The sequence below is a fragment of the Streptomyces sp. NPDC058092 genome (genome assembly GCF_042884935.1).
Taxonomy (GTDB): domain Bacteria; phylum Actinomycetota; class Actinomycetes; order Streptomycetales; family Streptomycetaceae; genus Streptomyces.
This window is the reverse complement of the sequence record NZ_JBHVSY010000004.1, coordinates 348,813-369,283: the sequence shown is the minus strand read 5'-3', so window position 1 is coordinate 369,283 and position 20,471 is coordinate 348,813. Positions and strand designations below refer to the sequence as shown.

20 protein-coding genes and 2 pseudogenes are annotated in these 20,471 nt (G+C 72.2%); 12 read left to right on the top strand and 10 right to left on the bottom strand.

Features of this window, described 5'->3' with window-relative positions; genetic code table 11:
* Positions 1-213 precede the first annotated feature (213 nt).
* A pseudogene (locus ACFVV1_RS09890) lies at positions 214-540 on the top strand (MMPL family transporter); the annotation flags it as partial.
* A 93-nt stretch (positions 541-633) separates the two neighbouring features.
* On the top strand, positions 634-1,104 hold the full coding sequence (locus ACFVV1_RS09885) for a hypothetical protein (RefSeq protein WP_389987185.1): 471 nt from the start codon (positions 634-636) through the stop codon (positions 1,102-1,104).
* A gap of 34 nt (positions 1,105-1,138) precedes the next feature.
* On the opposite strand, the gene msrB is transcribed toward ACFVV1_RS09885, so the two are convergent.
* The 4 genes from msrB to ACFVV1_RS09865 all read right to left on the bottom strand — a co-directional run bounded on the left by msrB (position 1,139) and on the right by ACFVV1_RS09865 (position 4,357).
* Positions 1,139-1,546, bottom strand: coding sequence for a peptide-methionine (R)-S-oxide reductase MsrB (gene msrB, locus ACFVV1_RS09880; RefSeq protein ID WP_389987182.1), 408 nt, complete (start codon positions 1,544-1,546; stop codon positions 1,139-1,141).
* Between the two features lie 9 nt (positions 1,547-1,555).
* Positions 1,556-2,950, bottom strand: a complete 1,395-nt coding sequence (gene murC / locus ACFVV1_RS09875) for a UDP-N-acetylmuramate--L-alanine ligase (protein WP_389987179.1) — start codon at positions 2,948-2,950, stop codon at positions 1,556-1,558.
* Between the two features lie 40 nt (positions 2,951-2,990).
* Positions 2,991-3,443, bottom strand: a complete 453-nt coding sequence (locus tag ACFVV1_RS09870) for an indole-3-glycerol phosphate synthase (protein WP_389987176.1) — start codon at positions 3,441-3,443, stop codon at positions 2,991-2,993.
* A gap of 149 nt (positions 3,444-3,592) precedes the next feature.
* Positions 3,593-4,357, bottom strand: coding sequence for a pyrimidine reductase family protein (locus ACFVV1_RS09865; protein ID WP_389987173.1), 765 nt, complete (start codon positions 4,355-4,357; stop codon positions 3,593-3,595).
* A gap of 37 nt (positions 4,358-4,394) precedes the next feature.
* On the opposite strand from ACFVV1_RS09865, the gene zapE reads away from it, so the two are divergent.
* From zapE to ACFVV1_RS09845, 4 genes are all read left to right on the top strand, one after another.
* Positions 4,395-5,534, top strand: coding sequence for a cell division protein ZapE (gene zapE / locus ACFVV1_RS09860; protein ID WP_389987170.1), 1,140 nt, complete (start codon positions 4,395-4,397; stop codon positions 5,532-5,534).
* Between the two features lie 102 nt (positions 5,535-5,636).
* On the top strand, positions 5,637-6,062 hold the full coding sequence (locus ACFVV1_RS09855) for an OsmC family protein (RefSeq protein WP_389987167.1): 426 nt from the start codon (positions 5,637-5,639) through the stop codon (positions 6,060-6,062).
* 136 nt (positions 6,063-6,198) lie between these two features.
* Complete coding sequence (locus ACFVV1_RS09850; RefSeq protein ID WP_389987164.1) at positions 6,199-7,578, top strand: alkaline phosphatase PhoX; 1,380 nt, start codon at positions 6,199-6,201, stop codon at positions 7,576-7,578.
* A 199-nt stretch (positions 7,579-7,777) separates the two neighbouring features.
* Entirely contained in the window at positions 7,778-8,605 is an 828-nt protein-coding gene (locus tag ACFVV1_RS09845; RefSeq protein WP_389987161.1) for a polysaccharide deacetylase family protein, read from the top strand.
* 52 nt (positions 8,606-8,657) lie between these two features.
* Here the strand turns inward: ACFVV1_RS09845 and ACFVV1_RS09840 are convergent.
* The 4 genes and pseudogenes from ACFVV1_RS09840 to ACFVV1_RS09825 all read right to left on the bottom strand — a co-directional run.
* Positions 8,658-8,858: pseudogene (locus ACFVV1_RS09840) on the bottom strand (hypothetical protein); the annotation flags it as partial.
* A gap of 26 nt (positions 8,859-8,884) precedes the next feature.
* The gene (locus ACFVV1_RS09835; protein ID WP_389987158.1) at positions 8,885-9,553 is read right to left on the bottom strand and encodes an ABC transporter; all 669 of its coding nucleotides are present in this window, start codon (positions 9,551-9,553) and stop codon (positions 8,885-8,887) included.
* Entirely contained in the window at positions 9,550-10,521 is a 972-nt protein-coding gene (locus tag ACFVV1_RS09830; protein WP_389987335.1) for an ATP-binding cassette domain-containing protein, read from the bottom strand. Before ACFVV1_RS09830 ends, ACFVV1_RS09835 begins: the two co-directional genes overlap by 4 nt.
* Positions 10,518-11,195 carry an AIM24 family protein gene (locus tag ACFVV1_RS09825; RefSeq protein ID WP_389987155.1) on the bottom strand — a complete coding sequence of 226 codons (678 nt, stop codon included), beginning with the start codon at positions 11,193-11,195 and terminating at the stop codon, positions 10,518-10,520. Before ACFVV1_RS09825 ends, ACFVV1_RS09830 begins: the two co-directional genes overlap by 4 nt.
* Before the next feature lie 72 nt (positions 11,196-11,267).
* On the opposite strand from ACFVV1_RS09825, the gene ACFVV1_RS09820 reads away from it, so the two are divergent.
* From ACFVV1_RS09820 to ACFVV1_RS09805, 4 genes are all read left to right on the top strand, one after another.
* A complete protein-coding gene (locus ACFVV1_RS09820; protein WP_389987152.1) occupies positions 11,268-12,026 on the top strand; it encodes a peptidyl-tRNA hydrolase in 759 nt (252 codons plus the stop codon).
* Between the two features lie 159 nt (positions 12,027-12,185).
* A complete protein-coding gene (locus ACFVV1_RS09815) occupies positions 12,186-13,535 on the top strand; it encodes a DUF692 domain-containing protein (RefSeq protein ID WP_389987149.1) in 1,350 nt (449 codons plus the stop codon).
* Positions 13,536-13,551: 16 nt separating this feature from the next.
* A complete protein-coding gene (locus ACFVV1_RS09810; RefSeq protein ID WP_389987146.1) occupies positions 13,552-14,613 on the top strand; it encodes a TIGR04222 domain-containing membrane protein in 1,062 nt (353 codons plus the stop codon).
* Positions 14,614-14,711: 98 nt separating this feature from the next.
* Positions 14,712-15,515, top strand: a complete 804-nt coding sequence (locus ACFVV1_RS09805; protein WP_389987143.1) for a TIGR04222 domain-containing membrane protein — start codon at positions 14,712-14,714, stop codon at positions 15,513-15,515.
* Between the two features lie 177 nt (positions 15,516-15,692).
* Here ACFVV1_RS09805 and hemQ read toward each other — a convergent pair whose 3' ends face one another.
* Both hemQ and hemG read right to left on the bottom strand, forming a co-directional pair.
* A complete protein-coding gene (hemQ, locus tag ACFVV1_RS09800) occupies positions 15,693-16,421 on the bottom strand; it encodes a hydrogen peroxide-dependent heme synthase (protein ID WP_389987140.1) in 729 nt (242 codons plus the stop codon).
* A 4-nt stretch (positions 16,422-16,425) separates the two neighbouring features.
* Positions 16,426-17,913, bottom strand: a complete 1,488-nt coding sequence (hemG, locus tag ACFVV1_RS09795; RefSeq protein WP_389987137.1) for a protoporphyrinogen oxidase — start codon at positions 17,911-17,913, stop codon at positions 16,426-16,428.
* A 127-nt stretch (positions 17,914-18,040) separates the two neighbouring features.
* On the opposite strand from hemG, the gene ACFVV1_RS09790 reads away from it, so the two are divergent.
* Positions 18,041-19,042: a DUF4349 domain-containing protein gene (locus tag ACFVV1_RS09790; protein WP_389987135.1), complete on the top strand. Its 1,002-nt coding sequence runs from the start codon at positions 18,041-18,043 to the stop codon at positions 19,040-19,042.
* 37 nt (positions 19,043-19,079) lie between these two features.
* Positions 19,080-20,468 (top strand): FAD-dependent oxidoreductase, encoded by a 1,389-nt coding sequence (locus tag ACFVV1_RS09785; protein WP_389987132.1) that lies wholly within the window; start codon positions 19,080-19,082, stop codon positions 20,466-20,468.
* Positions 20,469-20,471 lie beyond the last annotated feature (3 nt).

Here is a 20,471-nt window from a genome sequence, read left to right as displayed (position 1 = left end):
CCGGTGCGCCGTGGCGCCATATCGGAAGAGGGAGTGACTCGCGGTGGCACTGTGGCGATGCCATGGTGGCACCACTCAAGGACGGGTCTGTCGCCATCGGACCGTCGGTCTGGTGCCATCGCTGAGGACGCTCCGCGTCCTGCTGCCGCACCCCGCTCGGCCCTGTGCGTTTTCGACCCTCCCTGACCACCGACAGGAGTTCCAGCCGTGGCTCTCGCCGATGTCTTTGGCGTCGACCGGCCGAGTCCGATCACGAGCACGAGCACGATGCCGATCTTCGTGATCGGCGTGGTCTTCGGCCTCGCCATGGACTACGAGGTGTTCCTGGTGACCCGCATGCGGGAGGCGTACGTCCACGGGGCACGGCCCGCCGAGGCCGTCGTCACCGGCTTCCGCTACGGCGGCCGGGTGGTCGCGGCGGCCGCGGCGGCCGCCGCGGCCGCCGCCATCATGATCAGCGTGTTCTCCGGCTTCATCGTGGAGGACAACGACTTCATCAAGGTGATCGGCTTCGGTCTCGCGGCCAACGCCGTCGCGGACCCCTCGGAGTGACCGGTACCGTGTGACATATCGATGTGACATGTCGATCTCGTGTGCTCCCGGCGGGCTGCGTGACACCCCCAGGAGGAACAGATGACGACGAACCGTGGACGCAAGGACGTCATCCGGGACCGGATGGCCGCGACCGGCGAGTCGTACAACGTCGCCGCCCGCAATCTGAAGGCGATGAAGGACATGGGCGCCACGCGTGAGGCCGTCCTCACTCAGCGCTGGCGTCCCGCCGAATCGTTCGACGTTCCCTGCCCCTGCGGTGGTACGTGCGAGCCGGGCGAGCGATGCGAGCGCTGTCACGCGCCGCACCGGCACGTAGCGCGCTACCCCGGGAGCGTCACGGACGTGGAGACCTGGGCGGACCGCTACGACTGCTCGGGCTGCGCGTCCTGGTACATCCTGACCGTGGTCCTGCCCGGCCGGCCGTGGGGTGTCGCCGAGACGGTCGTCCGGGGCGGGTCCGCGGAGCCGGTCGTACGGGCCCGGGTCTTCCCGGGGGTCGCCCACCCACTGCTGCGGCCGGAGAACCCCGAGGACGGGGACGAGGGCTGACGCACGACGTCAGCCCTCGCTCAGGTCGTGGCCGTCAGCCCTCGTCGGGCGTCAGCCGCAGCGAGATCGAGTTGATGCAGTACCGCTGGTCCGTCGGGGTCGGGTAACCCTCGCCCTCGAAGACATGGCCGAGGTGCGATCCGCAGCGGGCGCAGCGGACCTCGGTGCGGACCATGCCGTGGCTGCGGTCCTGGATCAGTTCGACCGCGTCCGTGTCCTTCGGGTCGTAGAAGGACGGCCAGCCGCAGTGCGACTCGAATTTGGTGTCGGAGCGGAACAGCTCCGCGTCGCAGGCGCGGCAGGAGTAGACGCCCGTGCTCTTGGTGTCGGTGTACTGGCCGACGAAGGCGGGTTCGGTGCCGGCCTGGCGCAGGACCGCGTACTCGGCGGGCGTCAGCTCCGCCCGCCACTGCTCGTCCGGCTTCTCGATGTCGTACGACACGTCGCTCCCTCAGCTCGACAGGTGGTCCAGGATCTGCGGGCCGAGGTCCGTGACGTCGCCCGCGCCCATGGTGAGAACGAGGTCGCCCGGCTTCGCCATTCCCGCGATGGTCCCCGGGACCGCCGCCTTGTCCTGGACGGCGGTGACGTCGGCGCCCGCGGCTCTGGCGGCGTCGATGATCAGGGCACTGGTGATGCCGGGGATCGGGTCCTCGCGGGCCGGGTAGATGTCCAGGACCACGGAGGCGTCGGCCAGTGCGAGGGCCTGGCCCATCTCGGTGCCGAGCTCCTGGGTGCGGGAGAAGAGGTGGGGCTGGAAGACGACCAGGAGGCGGGCGTCGGACGCGGCGCCGCGCATCGCTTCGAGGTCCGCGGTCATCTCGGTGGGGTGGTGCGCGTACGAGTCGATGACCTGCACGCCCGCCGCCTCGCCCTTGAGCTGGAGGCGGCGCTTGACCCCGGTGTACTTGCCGAGTGCCGAGGCGAGGTTGTGGGCCGGGATGCCGAGGGCGACACCGGCGGCGAGGGCGGCGACCGCGTTGTGGGCGTAGTGGCGGCCGGGCACGGAGACGGTGAAGGTGAGGTATTTCCCGTTCAGGATGACCGTGACCTCGCTGGTCAGGCCGCGCGGGGTGACCTTGTGGACGCGTACGTCGGCGGTCTCGGACTCGCCGTAGGTGACGACCTTCACCGACGAGAGCGCGCGCACCCGCTCGGTCAGCTCGACGGCGCCGGCCTGGTCGGCGGCGATCACCAGGGTGCCGCCGGGGACGATCTTGCCGGCGAACGTCTCGAAGGATTCGTAGATCTCGTCCATCGAGGCGTAGTTCGCGTGGTGGTCCAGCTCGACGTTGAGGACGATCGCGACCTCGGGGTCGTACTTCTGGAAGCTGCGGTCGCTTTCGTCCGCCTCGGCGACGAAGATCGCACCCTCGCCGTGCGCGGCATTGGTGCCGGGGCCCGCGAGGTCGCCGCCGATGGCGTACGAGGGGTCGAGGTTCAGTTCGGACAGGGCGACGGCCAGCATCGACGTGGTGGTCGTCTTGCCATGCGTACCGGCCACCGCGATCGCGCGCGCGCCCTCCATCAGGGAGGCCAGCGCGTCGGAGCGGTGGACGACGGGGATCGACAGCTCGGCGGCGCGCGCCAGCTCCGGGTTGTCGGGGCGGATGGCGCTGGAGACGACCACGCACGAGGCGTCGTCCGCCAGATGCGCGGCGGCGTGTCCGATGTGGACGGTCGCCCCCAGCGCCCGCAGCGCCTCGGCCGTACCCGACTCCTTGGCGTCACTGCCCGCGACCTTCGCGCCGCGCTGGGTGAGGATCTTCGCGATGCCCGACATTCCGGCGCCGCCGATGCCGATGAAGTGCGGCCGTTCCATGGCGGCAGGAATACCGGGTGCCATGCGTGTGTCTCCCCAAAAGTTGAAACGAGTCCCGCACAGCCTATTCGCTGTGCGCGAAGAGCTTGAGCACCGGGACGCCGACCTTGTGCCGGGCCCTGGACGCCCAGTCCCGGTGGAAGAACTCCTCCACGTAGTGCGGCGCGGTCAGCACGATGACCTCGTCCGCCTTCGCGTCGTCGACCACGGTCTTCAGCTTGTCCAGCGGGTGCTCCTCGATCACCTGCCCGACCGCTTCGGAGCCTGCCTGCCGCAGCGCTTCGAGCGACACTTCGAGCGCCAGTTCGGCGGATTGCCGGGCATCCTTGCCCTCCGGCTCCTCGGCCTCGCGGGCTGCTTCCTTCAGTTCGCCCATCGCCAGGTCGTCGATGGCCCGCAACAGCACATCGGCCTGATCACCGCGCGGCTGCATGAGCACGACGAAGGAGGTCTGCTCCTCCCCGTGCAGGGTGGTGACGAACTCGACGTCCTCGGAAGTGAGGGCCTTCTCGATCATCAAAACACTGGTGAACACCACAGGCGCCCTTCTGCTTCAGTGACCGTCACCGGCCTCTGCTGAAACCATCCTTCCCCGTGCTCGCACGGGGTCTGCGAGAGTAATTGTGCCCACCGGAAGCTAACCGGAACGGTAAGTTCCGCCGATTGTCAGATCCGACGGTATCGGGTGAAGAGGAACCCGGCCTCTTCCAGCAGCGATGCCAGGGCGAATCGTTCCGGCACGGCCACCGAGGGCCCCCCGGCGATCCGCTGCGCGTCGCCGGCGGTCAGCATCGGCGAGAGGGTCAGACAGAGCTCGTCCAGCACCCCGGCCGCCACGAACTGGCCCAGCATCCTGGGCCCGCCCTCGGTCAGCAGCCGCTTGAACCCGCGGTCTGCCAGCTCCCGTACGGTCCTGGCGGGGTCCACCCGGGAGCCCTCCCCCGCGATCACGACCTCGGCGCCCGCCTGCCGCGCCGCCACGATCCGGTCGGGAGGTGCTCCGGCGCCGGTCAGCACGAGGGTCGGGACGAGCGGCGAGACGAAGAGCGGCAACGAGAAGTCCAGGTCCAGACTGCCGCTCACCACGGCGATCGCCGGCGCGGGCCCCTGCCCGGCCGCGGCCCGGCGGGCGGCGAAGGCCTCGCGCGCCCTGGCGGGCCGGTAGCCCTCCAGCCGTACCGTCTGAGCCCCCACCACGACCGCGTCGGCCAGCCCGCGCAGGGTGCCGAAGATCCGCATGTCGCTCGCGCAGGAGATCGGCTGCGAGCGGCCGTCGTGCTGGGCGGCGCCGTCGAGCGTCGAAACCATGTTGGCGCGCAGCCAGGGGCCGTCCTGCTCGGGGTACGCGTAGGCGTCGGCCAGATCGTCCAGGCTCCACTCCCCCTCGTCGTCAGCCGGTGTCAGGTCGGTCACAGGGAAGAGGCGTCGCATGTTCTGCAGTCTGGCACGGCGCTTAAGGTTGATGGTTGTGTCGTCCTCCACCGCCGTGCCTGGGCAGAGCCCCATAGCCGAAACGGCCCCGCTGTCCCTGTGTGCCCTCGAGCCGCACGTCCCTGCCGACCGCCTGGTCGCAGAAATGGTGCCGCCGCCGCGCTTCGACTCCGTACGCTTCGATACGTACGTCCCGGACCCCAACCAGCCGAGCCAGGTCGAGGCGGTCAAGGTCCTGAGCGGCTTCACGGCCGGGCTGGGCGGGGCGCACGCCAGCGGCTCGGGCAAGAACAGAAGCGCGCGAAGCGCATCCTTGGAGGGGTGGTGGCGGGCGACGGGTGGGCGGTTCAGCAGGAAGCCGGTGACGCCCGCGGGGCCTCTCGGGGTCTACCTCGACGGCGGCTACGGCGTCGGCAAGACGCACCTGCTGGCCTCCCTCTGGCACGCCACGCCCGCCGCGCCCTCGCTGAAGGCGTTCGGCACCTTCGTCGAGCTGACAAACCTTGTGGGTGCGCTGGGCTTCCAGCAGACCGTGCGGACGCTGAGCGGGCACCGGCTCCTGTGCATCGACGAGTTCGAGCTGGACGACCCGGGCGACACGGTCCTGGTGTCGTCGCTGCTCAGCAGGCTGGTCGAGGCGGGGGTCGCGCTCGCCGCCACCTCGAACACGCTGCCCGGCAAGCTGGGCGAGGGCCGGTTCGCCGCCGCCGACTTCCTGCGGGAGATCCAGGGGCTGTCCGCGCACTTCCGTCCGCTGCGGATCGACGGCGAGGACTACCGCCATCGCGGGCTGCCCGAGGCCCCCGCGCCGTACTCCGACGAGCAGGTCACCAAGGCCGCGTACGCCACCGAGGGCGCGAGCCTGGACGACTTCCCCTCGCTCCTCGACCACCTCGCCCGGGTCCATCCGAGCCGCTACGGCGCGCTGACGGACGGCCTGCGGGCGGTCTGCCTCACCGACGTCCAGCCGGTGCCGGACCAGTCGACCGCGCTGCGGCTCGTCGTCCTCGCCGACCGGCTGTACGACCGGGAGGTGCCGGTGCTCGCCTCCGGGGTGCCGTTCGACAGGCTGTTCAGCGACGAGATGCTGAACGGCGGGTACCGGAAGAAGTACTTCCGGGCGATCTCCCGGCTGACGGCGCTGGCGCGCGACGCAAAGGGCCTGGTGGCGCAGTAGGTTCGGGGGGCGTACCACCCTTCGGGGGCGTACCACCCGAGGTGCCCCTGGGCGCCTCGTTTCTCCCGTATCAACCGCGCACACCGTTTGAAGGGATCCACCATGGCTACCACGCGTCAGGCGCACACGGTCTGGGAAGGCAACCTGATCGAGGGCAAGGGCGTCGTCACCTTCGACTCCTCCGGCATCGGCGACTACGAGGTCTCCTGGCCGTCGCGCTCGGAGAAGGCGAACGGCAAGACCAGTCCCGAGGAGCTCATCGCGGCGGCCCACTCCAGCTGCTTCTCGATGGCGCTGTCCAACGGCCTGGCCACCGCCGGTACCCCGCCGACCCGGCTGAACACCCAGGCCGACGTGACCTTCCAGCCCGGTACCGGCATCACCGGTATTCACCTCACCGTCCAGGGCGAGGTCCCGGGTCTCGACGAGGCGGGCTTCCTCAAGGCCGCCGAGGACGCCAAGGCGAACTGCCCGGTCAGCCAGGCGCTCACGGGCACGACCATCACGCTCACCGCGTCCCTGGCCTGACTCCACAGGGCCCTCACGGGCCCCTGCGGGCCCGTGACGCTCATGAGGCTCAGTGACCCGCATGGTTCCCGCGCGGCGATGCGCGTGGTACACACATGCGGGTCACATCTCCTGTCCGCCAGCAGGGAGTTGCCTCATGTCATCAGCACTGTCACGACAACGCGCAACACGACGACAGGTCCTGGCCGGCAGCGGCGCGGCCGTTGCCTCGATCGCCTTCGCCGGGGCGTTCTCCGAACTCTTCGCGGGTACCGCCGCCGCTCGGGGACACAGCGGCTACGGCCCGCTCGTGCCCGATCCCGACGGTCTGCTCGACCTCCCGAAGGGCTTCCGCTACCGGGTCCTGTCCCGGGAGGGCGACCCGCTCCGCTCCGGCGAGGGCCAGGTCCCCAGCAACCATGACGGCATGGCCGCCTTCGCGGGCCGACACGGCCACGTCCGGCTCGTCCGCAACCACGAGAACCGCGTCACCGGCAGGATTCCGGTGCCGGTCGTCGAGGGCCTCACCTACGACCCCATGGGCAAGGGCGGCTGTACGGCTCTGGAGCTGGACGGCCGCAACAACGTCCTCGGCGAACGCGTCGCCATCGCCGGTACGGCGGTGAACTGCGCGGGTGGCCGCACTCCTTGGAACACCTGGCTGACCTGCGAGGAGACCGAGGACAAGGCCGGTACCAACGGCTACACCAAGGACCACGGCTTCATCTTCGAAGTGGACGGCGCCGATCCGCACCGCACCGGAGCCGTGCCGCTCACCGCGATGGGCCGCTTCCAGCACGAGGCGATCGCGATCGATCCGAAGAACGGGATCGTGTACGAGACGGAGGACGCCTTCGACAAGCCGTTCGGTCTCTTCTACCGCTTCCTGCCGAACAAGCCGCTCGGCGGGACGGGCTCGCTTCGGGCCGGCGGTCATCTGGAGGCCATGCGGGTGCCGGGTGTCCCCGACCTGTCCATGGTCCAGGAGACCGGTGCGAGCTTCGAGGGCATCGAGTGGGTCCCCGTACCGGATCCGCTGGCCACCGGGACCCCGATCCGGTTCCAGGACTTCGGCCCGAAGGGCATCACCCATGCGCAGAAGCTGGAGGGCTGCTACTGGGGCGGGTCGTCGGTCTACTTCGTCTCCAGCTTCGCGCACAGCTCGCAGGGTTCGGCGGCCGACCACTACGGCCAGGTGTGGCGGTACGAGCCGAAGCGGCGCCGCCTCACGCTGGTGATCGTCTTCGGCCCCGGTACGGACGTCCAGCTGCCCGGCGAGTCACCCGACAACATCTGCCTGGCCTCCGACGGGGGGCTGATGGTGTGCGAGGACGGCGACGGCGCGCAGCATGTGTTCGGCCTGACGCGGGGCGGCGAGGTGTACGCGATGGCGCGGGGCCGGCAGAACATCGGGACGCCCGAGGAGCCCTCGTGGGGCGAGTTCGCCGGGGTCACGTTCGCTCCGGACGGCGGGACGATGTTCGTCAACTGCTATACGCCGGGGACGACGTTCGCGGTGACGGGTCCGTGGCGCTGAGGCACTGACGGACTCGATGCACTGAGGGCGCTGGGCCGGTCGGGGGTAGCGGTATGTTTATCTGCCTCCGGCCGGAGCGCCGCCGCCCCTCACGACGTGGGCGATCGACTACGTTCCGCAAGTGACCACCTCTGCACGAAGACTTACGATAACTGCGGCGCTGAGTGCCGTACTGGGCACTGTTCTGACCGGTTGTGGCATGCACAACGCTGCGACAGGGCACGGCAAGCCGGACGCCGGCGCCCACGCGACCGAGCACTCACCAGCACCGGCTTCGCCCCCGCCGTCCGTGAAGGCGGCTCCCGCCTCGCCGAAGCCGCCCGTCATGCCTCCTGGGCAGGCCGGGCGGACGCCCGTGTTCGAGCGGGGTCCGAAGAACACCACCGACAAGGTCGTCGCCCTCACCTTCGACGCCGACATGACGGCCGACGAGGGACCGCGCGCGGCGGCGGGCGAGCACTTCGACAATCCCGAACTGATCGCGCTGCTGCGCCGGTTGAAGGTCCCGGCGACGGTGTTCATGACGGGGCGGTGGGCCGAGGAGTACCCGGCACAGGCCCGGTCCATGGGCGCCGACCCGCTCTTCGAGATCGCCAACCACTCGTACAGCCACTACGCCTTCACATCCCCGTGCTACGGACTGCCGACCGTGGCGAAGGGCGAGATGCGCGCCGAAGTGGAGCGTGCCTTCGCCGCGTTCCGGAAAGCTGGTGTGCGCCATGTGGTGCCGTACTTCCGCTTTCCCGGCGGCTGCTACGACGATGCGACGCTGCGCGCGCTCGCGCCCGAGCGGGTGACGGCGGTGCAGTGGGACGTGGTCAGCGGCGACGCGTTCGCCACGGATGCGGACGCGGTGGCGCGGCAGGTGCTGGCCGGGGTGAAGCCGGGCTCGGTGGTCGTCATGCACTGCACCCGCAGCGCGGCGCCCGTCACGGACGAGGCGGTACGCAAGGCGGTCCCGGAGCTGCGCAGCCGCGGGTACCGCTTCGTGAAGGTCTCCGATCTCATGCGCACCCGACCGTCCTAGGGTCTCCCTGGTCCACGCGCCCCCGGCCCTGATCCGCGCCGGACAGGCCCTGGCCCGAGCACGCGGTGCGCCGGGCCTCCTGCCATTCGCAGACCGGGCAGAGCGTGATGCCCCTGACCGACTCCGGGTACCCGGTCGGCTTCCGGCACAGCACGCAGTCGGCGTACGGAGGTCCGGCGGCGGTCTCCGCGCCCGTGGGTGCGGGGGCCGTGGCGGGCGTCCCGCAGTACGTCTCGTCCGGGCGCTCGTCCATCGGCTCAGCCATGCGTACGAGCCTGCTCAGCCGCGCAGCGAGGTGAGTCCGCAGGCGAGCGCGGCCACCGCCGAGGCAAGGACGGCGGCTGCGAGGAGCGACAGGACCGGCAGGTGCACCGTGCCGGTCTGCGAGCCGGTGACCAGACCCGTCACGGCGTGGTTGGCCGGTGAGCCGGTGGTCACCAGGGCCAGGAGAGCGGCGAGCACGGTGGTCGCGACGGACCAGCCACGCCGGTGCAGCAGCGGCCGGGTGCACAGTGCGCCGGCTGCAGCCCCCACCAGCACGCAGCAGGCGGCGGCGAGGAGTCCGGCGAGCCCGGCGGGCAGCAGGTGCACCCGGACGGTGTTGTCGGTGCTGGCCGGCGTGCTGATCAGCAGCACGATCGGGGTGGCGACCGCACCCAGGAGCCCGGCGCACCCGAGCGCGACGAGCAGCGACGCGAGGTGGACGCGCGGCGATCCCGCCACCGCGGCGGCGACGGTGCGGGCGGCGGGCGGCTCCTGGTCGACGCAGAGCCGTACGAGCCAGGCGGCGACGGGCAGGAGCCCGGCGGCGGCGTATCCGAGCGAGTCGAGGACGGGCTGCCCCGACTGCACGCCGATGCCGAGGAAGGCCGCGTACAGCAGTACCGGGGCGAGCCAGCGCTGGGAGCGGATCAGCAGGGCGGCCTGATAGCGGAGGAGGGCGGTCATGGCACCTCGGGAGTCGAGCGGGTACGGGGGGCCGGCGCAACGGCTGTGGGGGCGGCCCCGGGAACGGCACCCGTGCCTGGGGCGGTCGCGCCCGGGGCCGTCGCGCCCGGGGCCGTCGTGCCCGGGGCCGTCGCGCCCGGAGTGGTCGTCAGGTGCCGGATGTGCCAGGGCGGGCGCGCGGCGAGGAGGGCGCGCAGCAGTGCGTCGGAGTGCGCGGCCGCGACGGTGAGGCGCACGCTCCCGTCGGCCGCGGGCGTGCGCTCGGGCGTGCCCGGCAGTCCGGTGGGGAGGGCGGCGCCCGGTGGGCCCGCCGCCTCGATCCGTACCCGCGGCCCCGTCCCGGCGGCCCGCGCCACGGGGGCGGCGAACAGGCCGTGCCCTTCCACTCGGAACGCGGCGTCGACCGCTCCGGCGAGCCGGCGCGGGTCGTGGTCGACGAAGACGACGGTGGAGCCCGCCGCGACCCGCTCGGCCACGGCCCGGTCCAGCTCGTCGCGGGCCGCGGTGTCCAGGCCGGTCCATGCCTCGTCCAGGACCAGCAGTTCCGGTTCGGCGAGGAGCGCCTGGGCGACAGCGACCTTCTGGCTGGTGCCCTTGGAGAGTTCCGCAAGCGGCGTACGGGCGTGTTCGGCGGCCCCGAAGCGGGCGAGCCACGACTGCGCCCGGTCCGCCGCCTCGGAGGTCCGCAGGCCGTGGATCCGGCCGAGGTGGACGAGATACCCGGCCGCGGTGAACGGCAGCGCGGCCGGGAAGCGCTCGGGAACGTAGGCCGTACGGGGCCTGCGGCCGGTGATCCGGCCCTCCGTCGGGGTGTCGATCCCGGCGAGCAGCCTCAACAGCGTCGACTTGCCCGTGCCGTTGGCGCCCTCGATCCGGATCAGGGCGTGCGGGGGCAGGTCGAGGTCGACCCCGCGCAGGACCCAGGGTCCGCCGAGGCCGTACCGGCGGCCCACCCCGCGCAGGTTCAGTTGGCCGACGCCTTCTCGGGCTTGAGCTCGCTGGGCCGTACGATCACGAATCCTTCCCCGTCCAGCCGCAGCTGGACGGCCTCTCCGGAGCCGCCGCGGATCATCGAGCCGAAGCTCTGCGAGCGGTGCAGCGATGTGTTCAGGTTGGCGCTCCAGCCGACCACCGCGTCCGTGTCGACGCACACCGGCTGATGGGGCGTGACGGGTATCACAATGGGGTGGCCCTCACACATCAGGCCGAGCTTGCCGTACCCGGTGAAGACGCTGTTGAAGAGCCCGCCGCCGGTCATCCCGGCGCCCTTCACGGTCTTGATCTCATAGGAGAGCGTGGGGTCGAAACAGAGCACGTTGCGGCCGTTGATGGTGAGGACGTCGCCCTGCTCCATGTCCACGATGAAGCAGTTGGCGGCCTCGTGCGCGAACCATGCCTCGCCCTGGCCGCGGACCGCCATCAGCGCCAGCCCCTCGCCGGTGACGGCGCGCTTGAGCAGGCCGCCGAGGCCCTGGCCCTTGCGCTCGAACTGCAGATCACCACGGAAGGCGATCATCGATCCCTGCCGGGCGTGCATCTCGCCGTTGACGGCGTATTTGATGGACTTGGCGTTCTGCAGGGTCATCCCGGGGGCTGTCGCCTGCTGCGCCATGTTCTCGCTGGAAAAGAGATCGCTCTTCATGCGGTGCATCCTCACCCGGAGCGATTCATTCCGCCAAGAAGGGTTTCCCGGGCGGCTGGCAGACTGGGACGGGTGAGCGAAAACGACACCCCCGTATCCCCGTCCGGACATCCGGCGACGTCCTCCGCACCCGCGGCGAACAGCCCGTTCAGGTCCGGGCGCACGAGCCGCGACGAGGCGCCGCAGTACGTGCTGCCGCTGGTCGTGCACATCGAGAAGGCGGCTCCCCCGGCCCGTACCGACGCGCTGCGGACCGCCGCCCGCGCGGTGCTCGTGATGCTCTCCGACGAGCGCTCGGCGGGCGAGGGCGAGTGGGCGAGGGCGATGCGGGACTGGCAGGACGCCCGGATCCGCAAGGTGGTGCGGCGGGCGCGCGGCGCGGAGTGGCGCAAGGCGTGCGCGCTGCCCGGCATCACGGTCACGGGCGAGAGCGCCGAGGTGCGGGTCTTCCCGCCGGTGCCGCTGGACGGCTGGCCGAAGGAGCTGGCGAAGCTCCAGGTCTCGGGGACGGACCTGGACGACCCCGAGCCGCCGGCCGCGCCCGGCATCGAAGGCCCGGTGCTGTGGCTGAACCCGGAGCTGGACATGTCGGCGGGCAAGGCGATGGCGCAGGCCGGGCACGGTGCGCAGCTCGCCTGGTGGGAGCTCTCGGACACGGAGCGCAAGGCGTGGCGCGAGGCGGGTTTCCCGCTCTCCGTCGCCACTCCGGAGGCGGGCCGCTGGCGGGAACTCACGGTGAGCGGGCTTCCGGTGGTGCGTGACGCCGGGTTCACCGAGATCGCACCGGGGTCCTGCACGGTGGTCGCCGACCATCCCGCGCTGCGCGGCTGAACGATGAGCGGGGGCCGGCCGACGGCGACGGCGGCGCTCCGAATTCCCCGTACCGGGAACCTCAAATCAACCTCTGAACGTCCCCGTCTTCGGGTTGACCACCGCTCGCCGGGGCCATGAGCCCTGCACCGAACGGACCGGAGCGGAGGAGGGGGCGGCATGAAGCTGGGGATCGGTATCGGCTGGCGGCCGGAGATCGCGGACGCCGTCGAGGCGCTGCCGGGGATCGACTGGGTGGAGGCGGTCGCGGAGAACATCTGCGCCGGCCATCTGCCCGATTCGCTGGTGCGGCTCAGGGAGCGCGGTGTCACCGTCGTCCCGCACGGCGTCTCCCTCGGTCTCGGTGGGGCCGAGCGCCCCGACGCGGGCCGGCTCGCGGATCTCGCGGCCCGCGCCGAACTGCTCGCCGCCCCGCTGGTCACCGAGCACATCGCGTTCGTACGGGCCGGGGGGTCGCGCACCGCTTCGCCGGGGCTGGAGGCGGGCCATCTGCTGCCCGTGCCCCGCACGTGGGACGCGCTGGACGTGCTGTGCGAGAACGTACGGATCGCGCAGGACTCGCTGCCGGTGCCGCTGGCGCTGGAGAACATCGCGGCGCTGATCTCCTGGCCCGGCGAGGAGCTGACCGAGGGGCAGTTCCTCGCGGAACTGGTCGCACGCACGGGTGTCCGGCTGCTGATCGATGTCGCCAATCTGCACACCAACCACGTCAACCGCGGCGAGGATCCGGCCACCGCGCTCGACGAGCTGCCGGTGGAGGCCATCGCGTACGTGCATGTGGCGGGCGGCGTCGAGAAGGACGGTGTCTGGCACGACACCCACGCCCACCCGGTCACCGAGCCCGTGCTCGACGTCCTCGCCGAGCTCCGCTCCCGGGTCGACCCGCCCGGCGTCCTCCTGGAACGGGACGACGACTTCCCGCCGGCCGAGGAACTGGCGGGCGAACTGACCACGATCCGCGCCACGCTGGACCGGGCGGCCGCCCTGGGCTCGGGCGCGCGGGGGCACGCCGCACAGTCCGTCCCGGGCGCCGGCTCGTCCGCGTCCGGCGCGAAGCCCGTCCCGCGCCCCCGGCCCGCCTCGAACCCCTCCTCCCCGGGCTCCGTGCGGGACCGGGTCGCCGTCGCCCAGACGGCGCTGCTCTCCGCCCTCGTCGCGGGCGCCCCCACGCCGCACGGCTTCGACCACCGTCGGCTCGGGATCCAGAGCCGTGCCCTGGCGGCCAAACGGGCCGGGGTCGTCGCCAAGGTGGCGCCGGAGCTGCCGGAGATCCTTGGCGCCGGCTACCGGGACGCCTTCCTCGCGTACGCCAGGAACCATCCCATGTCCGGCGGTTACCGGCGCGACGCGCTGGACTTCGCCGAGGGGCTGCTGATCGCCGGCCGACCCGCCGACGACGCGGCACGGAGCCGGCTGACCCACTGGTGGCAGGACCGGGCGGCCGCCCGGCCGCCGCGCCGCTCCACCCGCCTGGTACGAGCGGCCCGCGCGGCCCTGATCGGAAGGTGACCGGACGATGCACGGCATGAACACCCTCGCGGTGCTGGTGGATCTCGGCGTGGTGGTCTCTTCGGTCCTCCTGATCGTGGGGCTCGCGCGCTCCCGCCGCAGCACCGCGGGCTCCGTCCACGATTTCTTCGAGACCGCCTTCCTGAAGGGCGGTCCGGGCAGGGTGGTGGACACCGCGCTCACCGCGATGCAGACGGACGGGCGGCTCGTCATCGGCGGTCCCGGCATCGTCGCCGTCCAGCACTCGGGCGCCCGTGACCCGGTGGAACGCGCGGTGCTCCAGGAACACGCCATGGCCCCCACCGGCGCACTGCACACCCTGCGCGAGGCGGTGATGCGGCATCCCGCGGTGCAGGAGATCGGCGACGGGCTCGCGGCCCGCGGCCTGCTGTCCTCGCCGGCCACGAGCCGTGTGTGGCGGCGCTGGAGCATCGCTCAGGGCCTGGGCTGCCTGCTGGCCGTTCCGGTCTCCGCCGTGGTGACGGTGATTCAGGTCACGGCCGACGACTCGTCCGACCTGTTCTCCTCGGTACCGTTCGCTCTCCAGGTCTTCCCGGCCCTGGTGGTCGGCTTCCTGACCGGCTTCATCTGCGGCGGCGTGGCCCGGGGGCGCGTCACCAGGGCGGGGCGGCGGGCAGCCGAGGCGTACCGCGCCGCCCATGCGTACGACCCGCGGCCGGCCCATCTGGTGGCGACGCACGGACTGCGGGCCCTCCCCGATCCCGTGCTGCGGGCGCAGTTGATCGCGGCGGCCCGGATGCGTCCGGCCGGGCGCACATCGAGCCGGGTCTCCGGCTCGTCCCCGGGATCGTCCCCGGATTCCGCCGCCCTGCTCCTCGCACCGGCGGTGTGGTGTGCCGGTACGGGCCCCGGCAGCGGCAGTTGCGGAAGTTCCCACGGCGGCAGCAGCAGCGGCGGCGGAGGGGGCGGCGGCGGATGCAGTGCGGGGTCGAGCTGCGGCTCGGGGTCCAGTTGCGGCTCGGGGTCCGGCTGCGGCGGGTCGAGTGGCTCCAGTTGCTCCAGCAGCAGCGGGTCCAGTTGCGGGGGCGGGTCCAGTTGCGGCAGCAGCAGTTCCTGAGCGACGGCGGCGGCCCGCCCCCGGGCCCGGGCCGCCGAACCGTCCATATGGTGAACGGGCCATGGCGCTCCCCGGCCCGCCTCGCGTAGGAATCCGTCATGCTCTGGGTTCTGTTGCTGCTGGTCGCATGGGGTGCGGCGGCCGTCTCGTGCGTCCGGCTCTGTCTCGTCGCGGCCCGCGCGGGGCTGCTGCCCGAGGCGTCCTCGGATGCCGTACGGAGGGTGGCGGACGGTCATGAACTGACCCTGCACGAGACCGCGTTCCTGTCCGGCGGCCCGCACCGGGTGGTCGATCTGGCGCTGGTCGCCATGCATCTGCGGCGGCGCCTGCTGCTCGCGCACACCGGGTGGGCGACGGTCGTGGACCCGGAGGGCCGGGACGAGATGGAGCGCACGGTGATACGTGCCATCGGTCCGGAGGGCCAGTCCCCGATTCCGCCGGTACGGGCGGCCGCGGCCACCGCCGACCCGGTGCGTGCCCTCGCCGACCGGCTCGTCGCCGCGGGCCTCGCCGTCCCCGGCGGCGCCGGGGACGGGGTCGCCGCCGCGGTCCGCACGGTGCGCGGCGCGGCTCTGCTGGTGGTCGCGACGGGTGCCACGACGCTGCTGATACCCGGTCAGGAGCGCGGCCTCGGGGGCCCGGTGGTGTCCCTGCTGGTCTGGTTCGGGCTGCCGCTCGCGCTGACCCTGGGCTGTCTGGCCATAGCCCGGATGGAGGTCCATCCGCACAGCGGCGCCTGGGCCTCACCGGCCGGGCAGCGGCTGCTTGCCGCACACGAGGTCCCGGCGGCGGACGCGGACCACGACGTCCTGGCGGCGATCGCCGTACGGGGGGTGCGCGCCGTGACCGACCCCGCGCTGCGGGCCGCGCTCAAGGGCAGGCCTGGCGGCGCGGGCCGGTAGAGAACTCCCCGTCCGCCTGTCCTGGGGAAATGCGTACCGAAAAAACGCCGGTGCGGCGCGCGGAAGGCGCGCCGCACCGGGAGCCGAACCCGGTGTCGCTGGAACGACGGGCAGCGCGAGAACGCGCCGGTTGCCCGCCGTCTGATCTTCCGGGTTGGGGTGGTCGGAGCCCGCTCGCTACGCGAGCCCGGCCACCAGGTCCGCGAGCGACTTCCTGCGCCCCGTGTAGAACGGGACCTCCTCGCGGACGTGCATCCGCGCCTCGGAGGCCCGCAGGTGGCGCATCAGGTCGACGATGCGGTGCAGCTCGTCGGCCTCGAAGGCGAGGATCCACTCGTAGTCGCCGAGCGAGAAGGAGGCGACGGTGTTGGCCCGGACGTCGGGGTAGCCGCGGGCCATCTTGCCGTGGTCCGCGAGCATGCGGCGGCGGTCCTCGTCCGGCAGCAGGTACCAGTCGTAGGAGCGCACGAAGGGGTAGACGCTGATGTAGTTGCGCGGCGTCTCGTCGGCCAGGAACGCCGGGATGTGCGACTTGTTGAACTCGGCGGGGCGGTGCAGTGCCATGTTCGACCAGACGGGCTCCAGTGCCAGGCCCAGCTTGGTGCGCCGGAAGAGGTTGTACGCCTCCTGCAGCTCGTCCGCGGTCTCGGCGTGCCACCAGATCATGATGTCGGCGTCGGCACGCAGGCCGGACAGGTCGTAGGTGCCGCGAACGGAGATGTCCTTCGCCGCGAGCTGGTCGAACAGCTCCTGGACCTCGTCGGCGTAACCGGCACGGTCCGCGGGCAGGACATCGCGCAGCTTGAAGACGGACCACAGCGTGTAGCGGACGACCTCGTTGAGGTCCTTGGCCTTCTTACCCGCGTTGGGGCCCTTGCTTGATTTCACAGTCTCAGGCGCACTCATACGGCTATTGTCCCGCCTCGCTCCGTGTGCCCTGAACCAGGGTCGACGTGGCGATGATCTCTTCCCCGGACGTGCCCGTGAGGTCGCGGGCGATCTCGTCCGCGGCCCGGTGGGCGCTCGCGACGCACGCCGGGATGCCGACGCCGTCGTAGACCGCTCCGCAGACCCGCAGGCCGGGCAGCTTGGCGACCTCGTCGCGGATCCGGGCGACCCGGGCAAGGTGTCCCACGGGGTACTGGGGCAGTCCGCCGATCCATCGGGTGACCTCGGTGTCCACGGGCCTGGCGGCCAGCCCGGTCGCCGCCGCGAGGTCGCGCAGCGATACGTCGACCAGCTCGGTGTCCTCGCGGTGCAGGTGGTCCTCCTCGCCGTACCGCCCGACGGAGGTACGCAGGACGAACAGGTCGGGGGCGGAGTCGGCGACCCAGTTCCACTTGTGGGTGGAGAAGGTGGAGGCCTTGATGGTGCGGCCGTCCACCGGCGGTACGAGGAAGCCGGAGCGCCCGTCGAGTGCGCCGGTCGCGGCCACGTCGGAGCGGCGGAACGCCATGGTGACGAGGGCCATCGACGCGTACTCGACACCGGCGAGCTCCGCGGAGGCAGCCGGGGACTCGGCGGCGAGCAGGGTGGCCGCGGACCAGGCGGGGGCGGCCAGCACGACGCCGTCGGCGGAGATCACCCGGGCGTCCGTGCGGACGTCCCAGCCGTCGGTGGTCCGGGTCAGGCCCAGCACGGGGGTGGCGGTCAGGATCTCCCCGCCCGCCGCACGCACGGCGTCGGCGACCGCGTACGGGAGGGTGCCGATGCCGCCGTCGATGCCCTGGAAGACCGGTCCGGTCTGCTGCCGGGCCGCGGCCCGCTCCTGGATGCGCCGGACGCCGTCGAGCAGCGAGCCGCCCTCGCGCACCACCTCGAAGAGCTGCGGTACGGCGGCGCGCATCGAGATCCGGTAGGCGTCGCCCGCGTACACGCCGCCGAGCAGCGGTTCCACGAGCCGGTCGACGACCTCGCGGCCCAGCCGGTCGGCGACGTACGCGCCGACCGCGACATCGTCGCCGACGGCGGTCGGGGTGAGGTCGCGCTCCTGTGCGATGCGGGCGAGGCCCTCCGGGGAGAGCACTCCGCTGAGCGCCGCCGGGTCGCCCGGCACGCCCATCACATGGCCCTTGGGCATGGGGCGCAGGGCGTCGCGCGTCCAGACCGACGCGGTGGCGGTAGCGGGCGGCTGGAGGCGGTCGCCGAGCCCGACGGCGCGTGCCAGGGCGACCGCTTCCGGGCGCCGGGCGAGCATCGACTCGGCGCCCAGGTCGACCCGGGTGCCCGCGATCTCACCGGTCATGAGCTTGCCGCCGAGCCGGTCGGTGGCCTCCAGGAGGGTCACCCGCAGCCCGGCCCCGAGGAGCCGGTGGGCGGCGGCGAGACCGGCGATGCCACCGCCGATGACGACGACATGACCCGGGCCTGTGTCTGCGCGGTTGATTGAACGCTGCATGCCCCCACTCTCTCAAACCTCATCCGAGTCCCGAACGTGACCGCTTCGAAACCGGTATCGGGCAACCCGCACCCCTCCCCCGTACGTCGAACCGGCACCATCAACCACCCGCCCCGGGAGAGTAGTTATGCAGACCGACCGGCAACTCGGCCGTACATCCGTCCGTCGTTCACGCACGGCCCTGGCCGCCGGAGTCCTGGCCGGCCTCCTCGCGCTGAGCGGCTGCAGCGCCTCCGGCGGGGCCAGCGATTCGAGCGCGAAGAGCGACAGGGCGGTCTCGGCGGACGAGCGGAGCGCCGCGGACTCCGGGGACGACAAGGCGGCGCAGGGTCCGCAGGAGGCGGGCGGCTCGCCGGCGGAGCGGAAGAAGTCCGGCACCCTGCCCGCCGGCAGCCATGTCATCCGTACCGCCACGCTCTCCGTGGAGGTGAAGAGCGTGCCGAGGGCCGCGGCGGCCGCGCGCTCGGCCGCGGAGAGCGCGGGTGGCCTGGTGGCCGGCGAGGAGACCGAGCGGGTCGACGACACACGTGAAATGTCACACATCGTGCTGCGCGTTCCACAGGCCGAGTACGGCGCGGTACTGCGGAAGCTCGCGGGCGCCGGGAAGCTGCTGTCGCGCACGTCGTCCGCGAAGGACGTCACCGACCAGGTGGTCGACGTGGAGAGCCGGATCGCCACCCAGCGGGCGAGTGTGGCGCGGGTGCGCAAGCTCATGGACCGGGCCGAGAGGCTCACCGACGTAGTCACGCTGGAAGGCGAACTGAGCAGCCGGCAGGCGTCGTTGGAGTCACTGCTCGCCCAGCAGGCGTCGCTGAAGGACCGCACCACGCTGGCCACGATCACCCTCGACCTCTCCGAGCCGGAGGCGACGGCGAAGGAGGGCGGTGACGACGGCCCCGGATTCCTGGACGCGCTGGGCGGCGGCTGGCACGCGTTCGTCACGGTGCTGCGGTGGCTCGCGATGGCGGTGGGCGCGGCGGCCCCGTTCCTGGCCGCGGTCGCCGTGCTCCTGCTGCTGGGGCGGCTGCTGCGGGGCCGGCTGCGCGGACGCCGTACGCCGCCGCGGTCGCCGTCGCCGTCGCCGTCGCTGGAGCCGTCGGGGTCCTCGTCCACTCCCCCGGCGTCGTAGCGTGGTCCCTTCGGACTCGGTGTCGAAGGGACCAGGCATGACGGCGGAGCGACTGGTGGTCATCGGTGGTGACGCGGCGGGCATGTCCGCCGCGTCCCAGGCCCGCAGACTCAAGGGCCCCGACGAGCTGAGCATCGTCGCCTTCGAGCGGGGCCATTTCGCCTCGTACTCCGCCTGCGGCATCCCCTACTGGGTCGGCGGCGACGTCGCGGAGCGGGACGACCTCATCGCCCGCACTCCGAAGGAGCACCGGGCCCGCGACATCGAACTGCGGATGCGCACCGAGGTCACGGAGATCGATGTCGCCGGGCAGCGGGTGCGGGCCCTGGACCGGGAGACCGGTGAGACGTACTGGACGGGCTTCGACAAGCTGGTGATCGCGACGGGCGCCCGGCCGGTGCGTCCGGCGCTGCCCGGCATGGATGCGCCCGGGGTGCACGGGGTGCAGACGCTGGACGACGGGCAGGCCCTGCTGGAGTCGCTGGACCGGGTGGCGCCGGGGCGCAGGCGGGCAGTCGTCGTCGGGGCGGGCTACATCGGCGTCGAGATGGCGGAGGCGATGCTGAAGCACGGTTTCGAGGTGACCGTGCTCAACCGCGGCGAGCAGCCGATGGCGACGCTCGACCCCGACATGGGGCGGCTGGTCCACGACGCGATGGACGGCCTGGGCATCACCACGGTCAACCGGGCCGAGGTCACCGCGATCCGCACCGGCCCGGACGGCCGGGTCCGCGCGGTCGCCACGGGCGACACCTCCTACCCGGCGGACGTGGTGGTGCTCGGCATCGGCGTGGAACCGGAGACGACGCTGGCGCGGGCCGTCGGTCTTCCGCTGGGCCCGCACGGCGGGCTGCTCACCGATCTGTCGATGCGGGTCGTCGGGCACGACACCATCTGGGCGGGCGGCGACTGCGTCGAGGTCCTCGACCTGGTGGCGGGCCGCACCCGTCACATCGCGCTGGGCACCCATGCCAACAAGCACGGCCAGGTCATCGGGGCCAACGTGGCGGGCGGCTACGGGACGTTCCCGGGGGTGGTCGGCACGGCGGTGAGCAAGGTGTGCGATCTGGAGATCGCCCGCACCGGGCTGCGCGAGAAGGACGCCCGCGCGGTGGGCCTGCGGTTCGTCACGGCGACGATCGAGTCGACGGGCCGGGCGGGCTACTACCCGGGGGCGCAGTCCATGACGGTGAAGATGCTCGCGGAATACCGCACGGGGCGGCTGCTCGGTGTGCAGATCGTGGGCCGGGAGGGGGCGGCCAAGCGCGTGGACATCGCGGCTGTCGCGCTCACGGCCGGGATGACCGTGGACCAGATGACCGCCCTGGACCTCGGCTACGCGCCGCCGTTCTCACCGGTCTGGGACCCGGTCCTGGTGGCGGCCCGCAAGACGGTGACGGCACTGCGGCGGGCGGGCACCGCCTGAGTG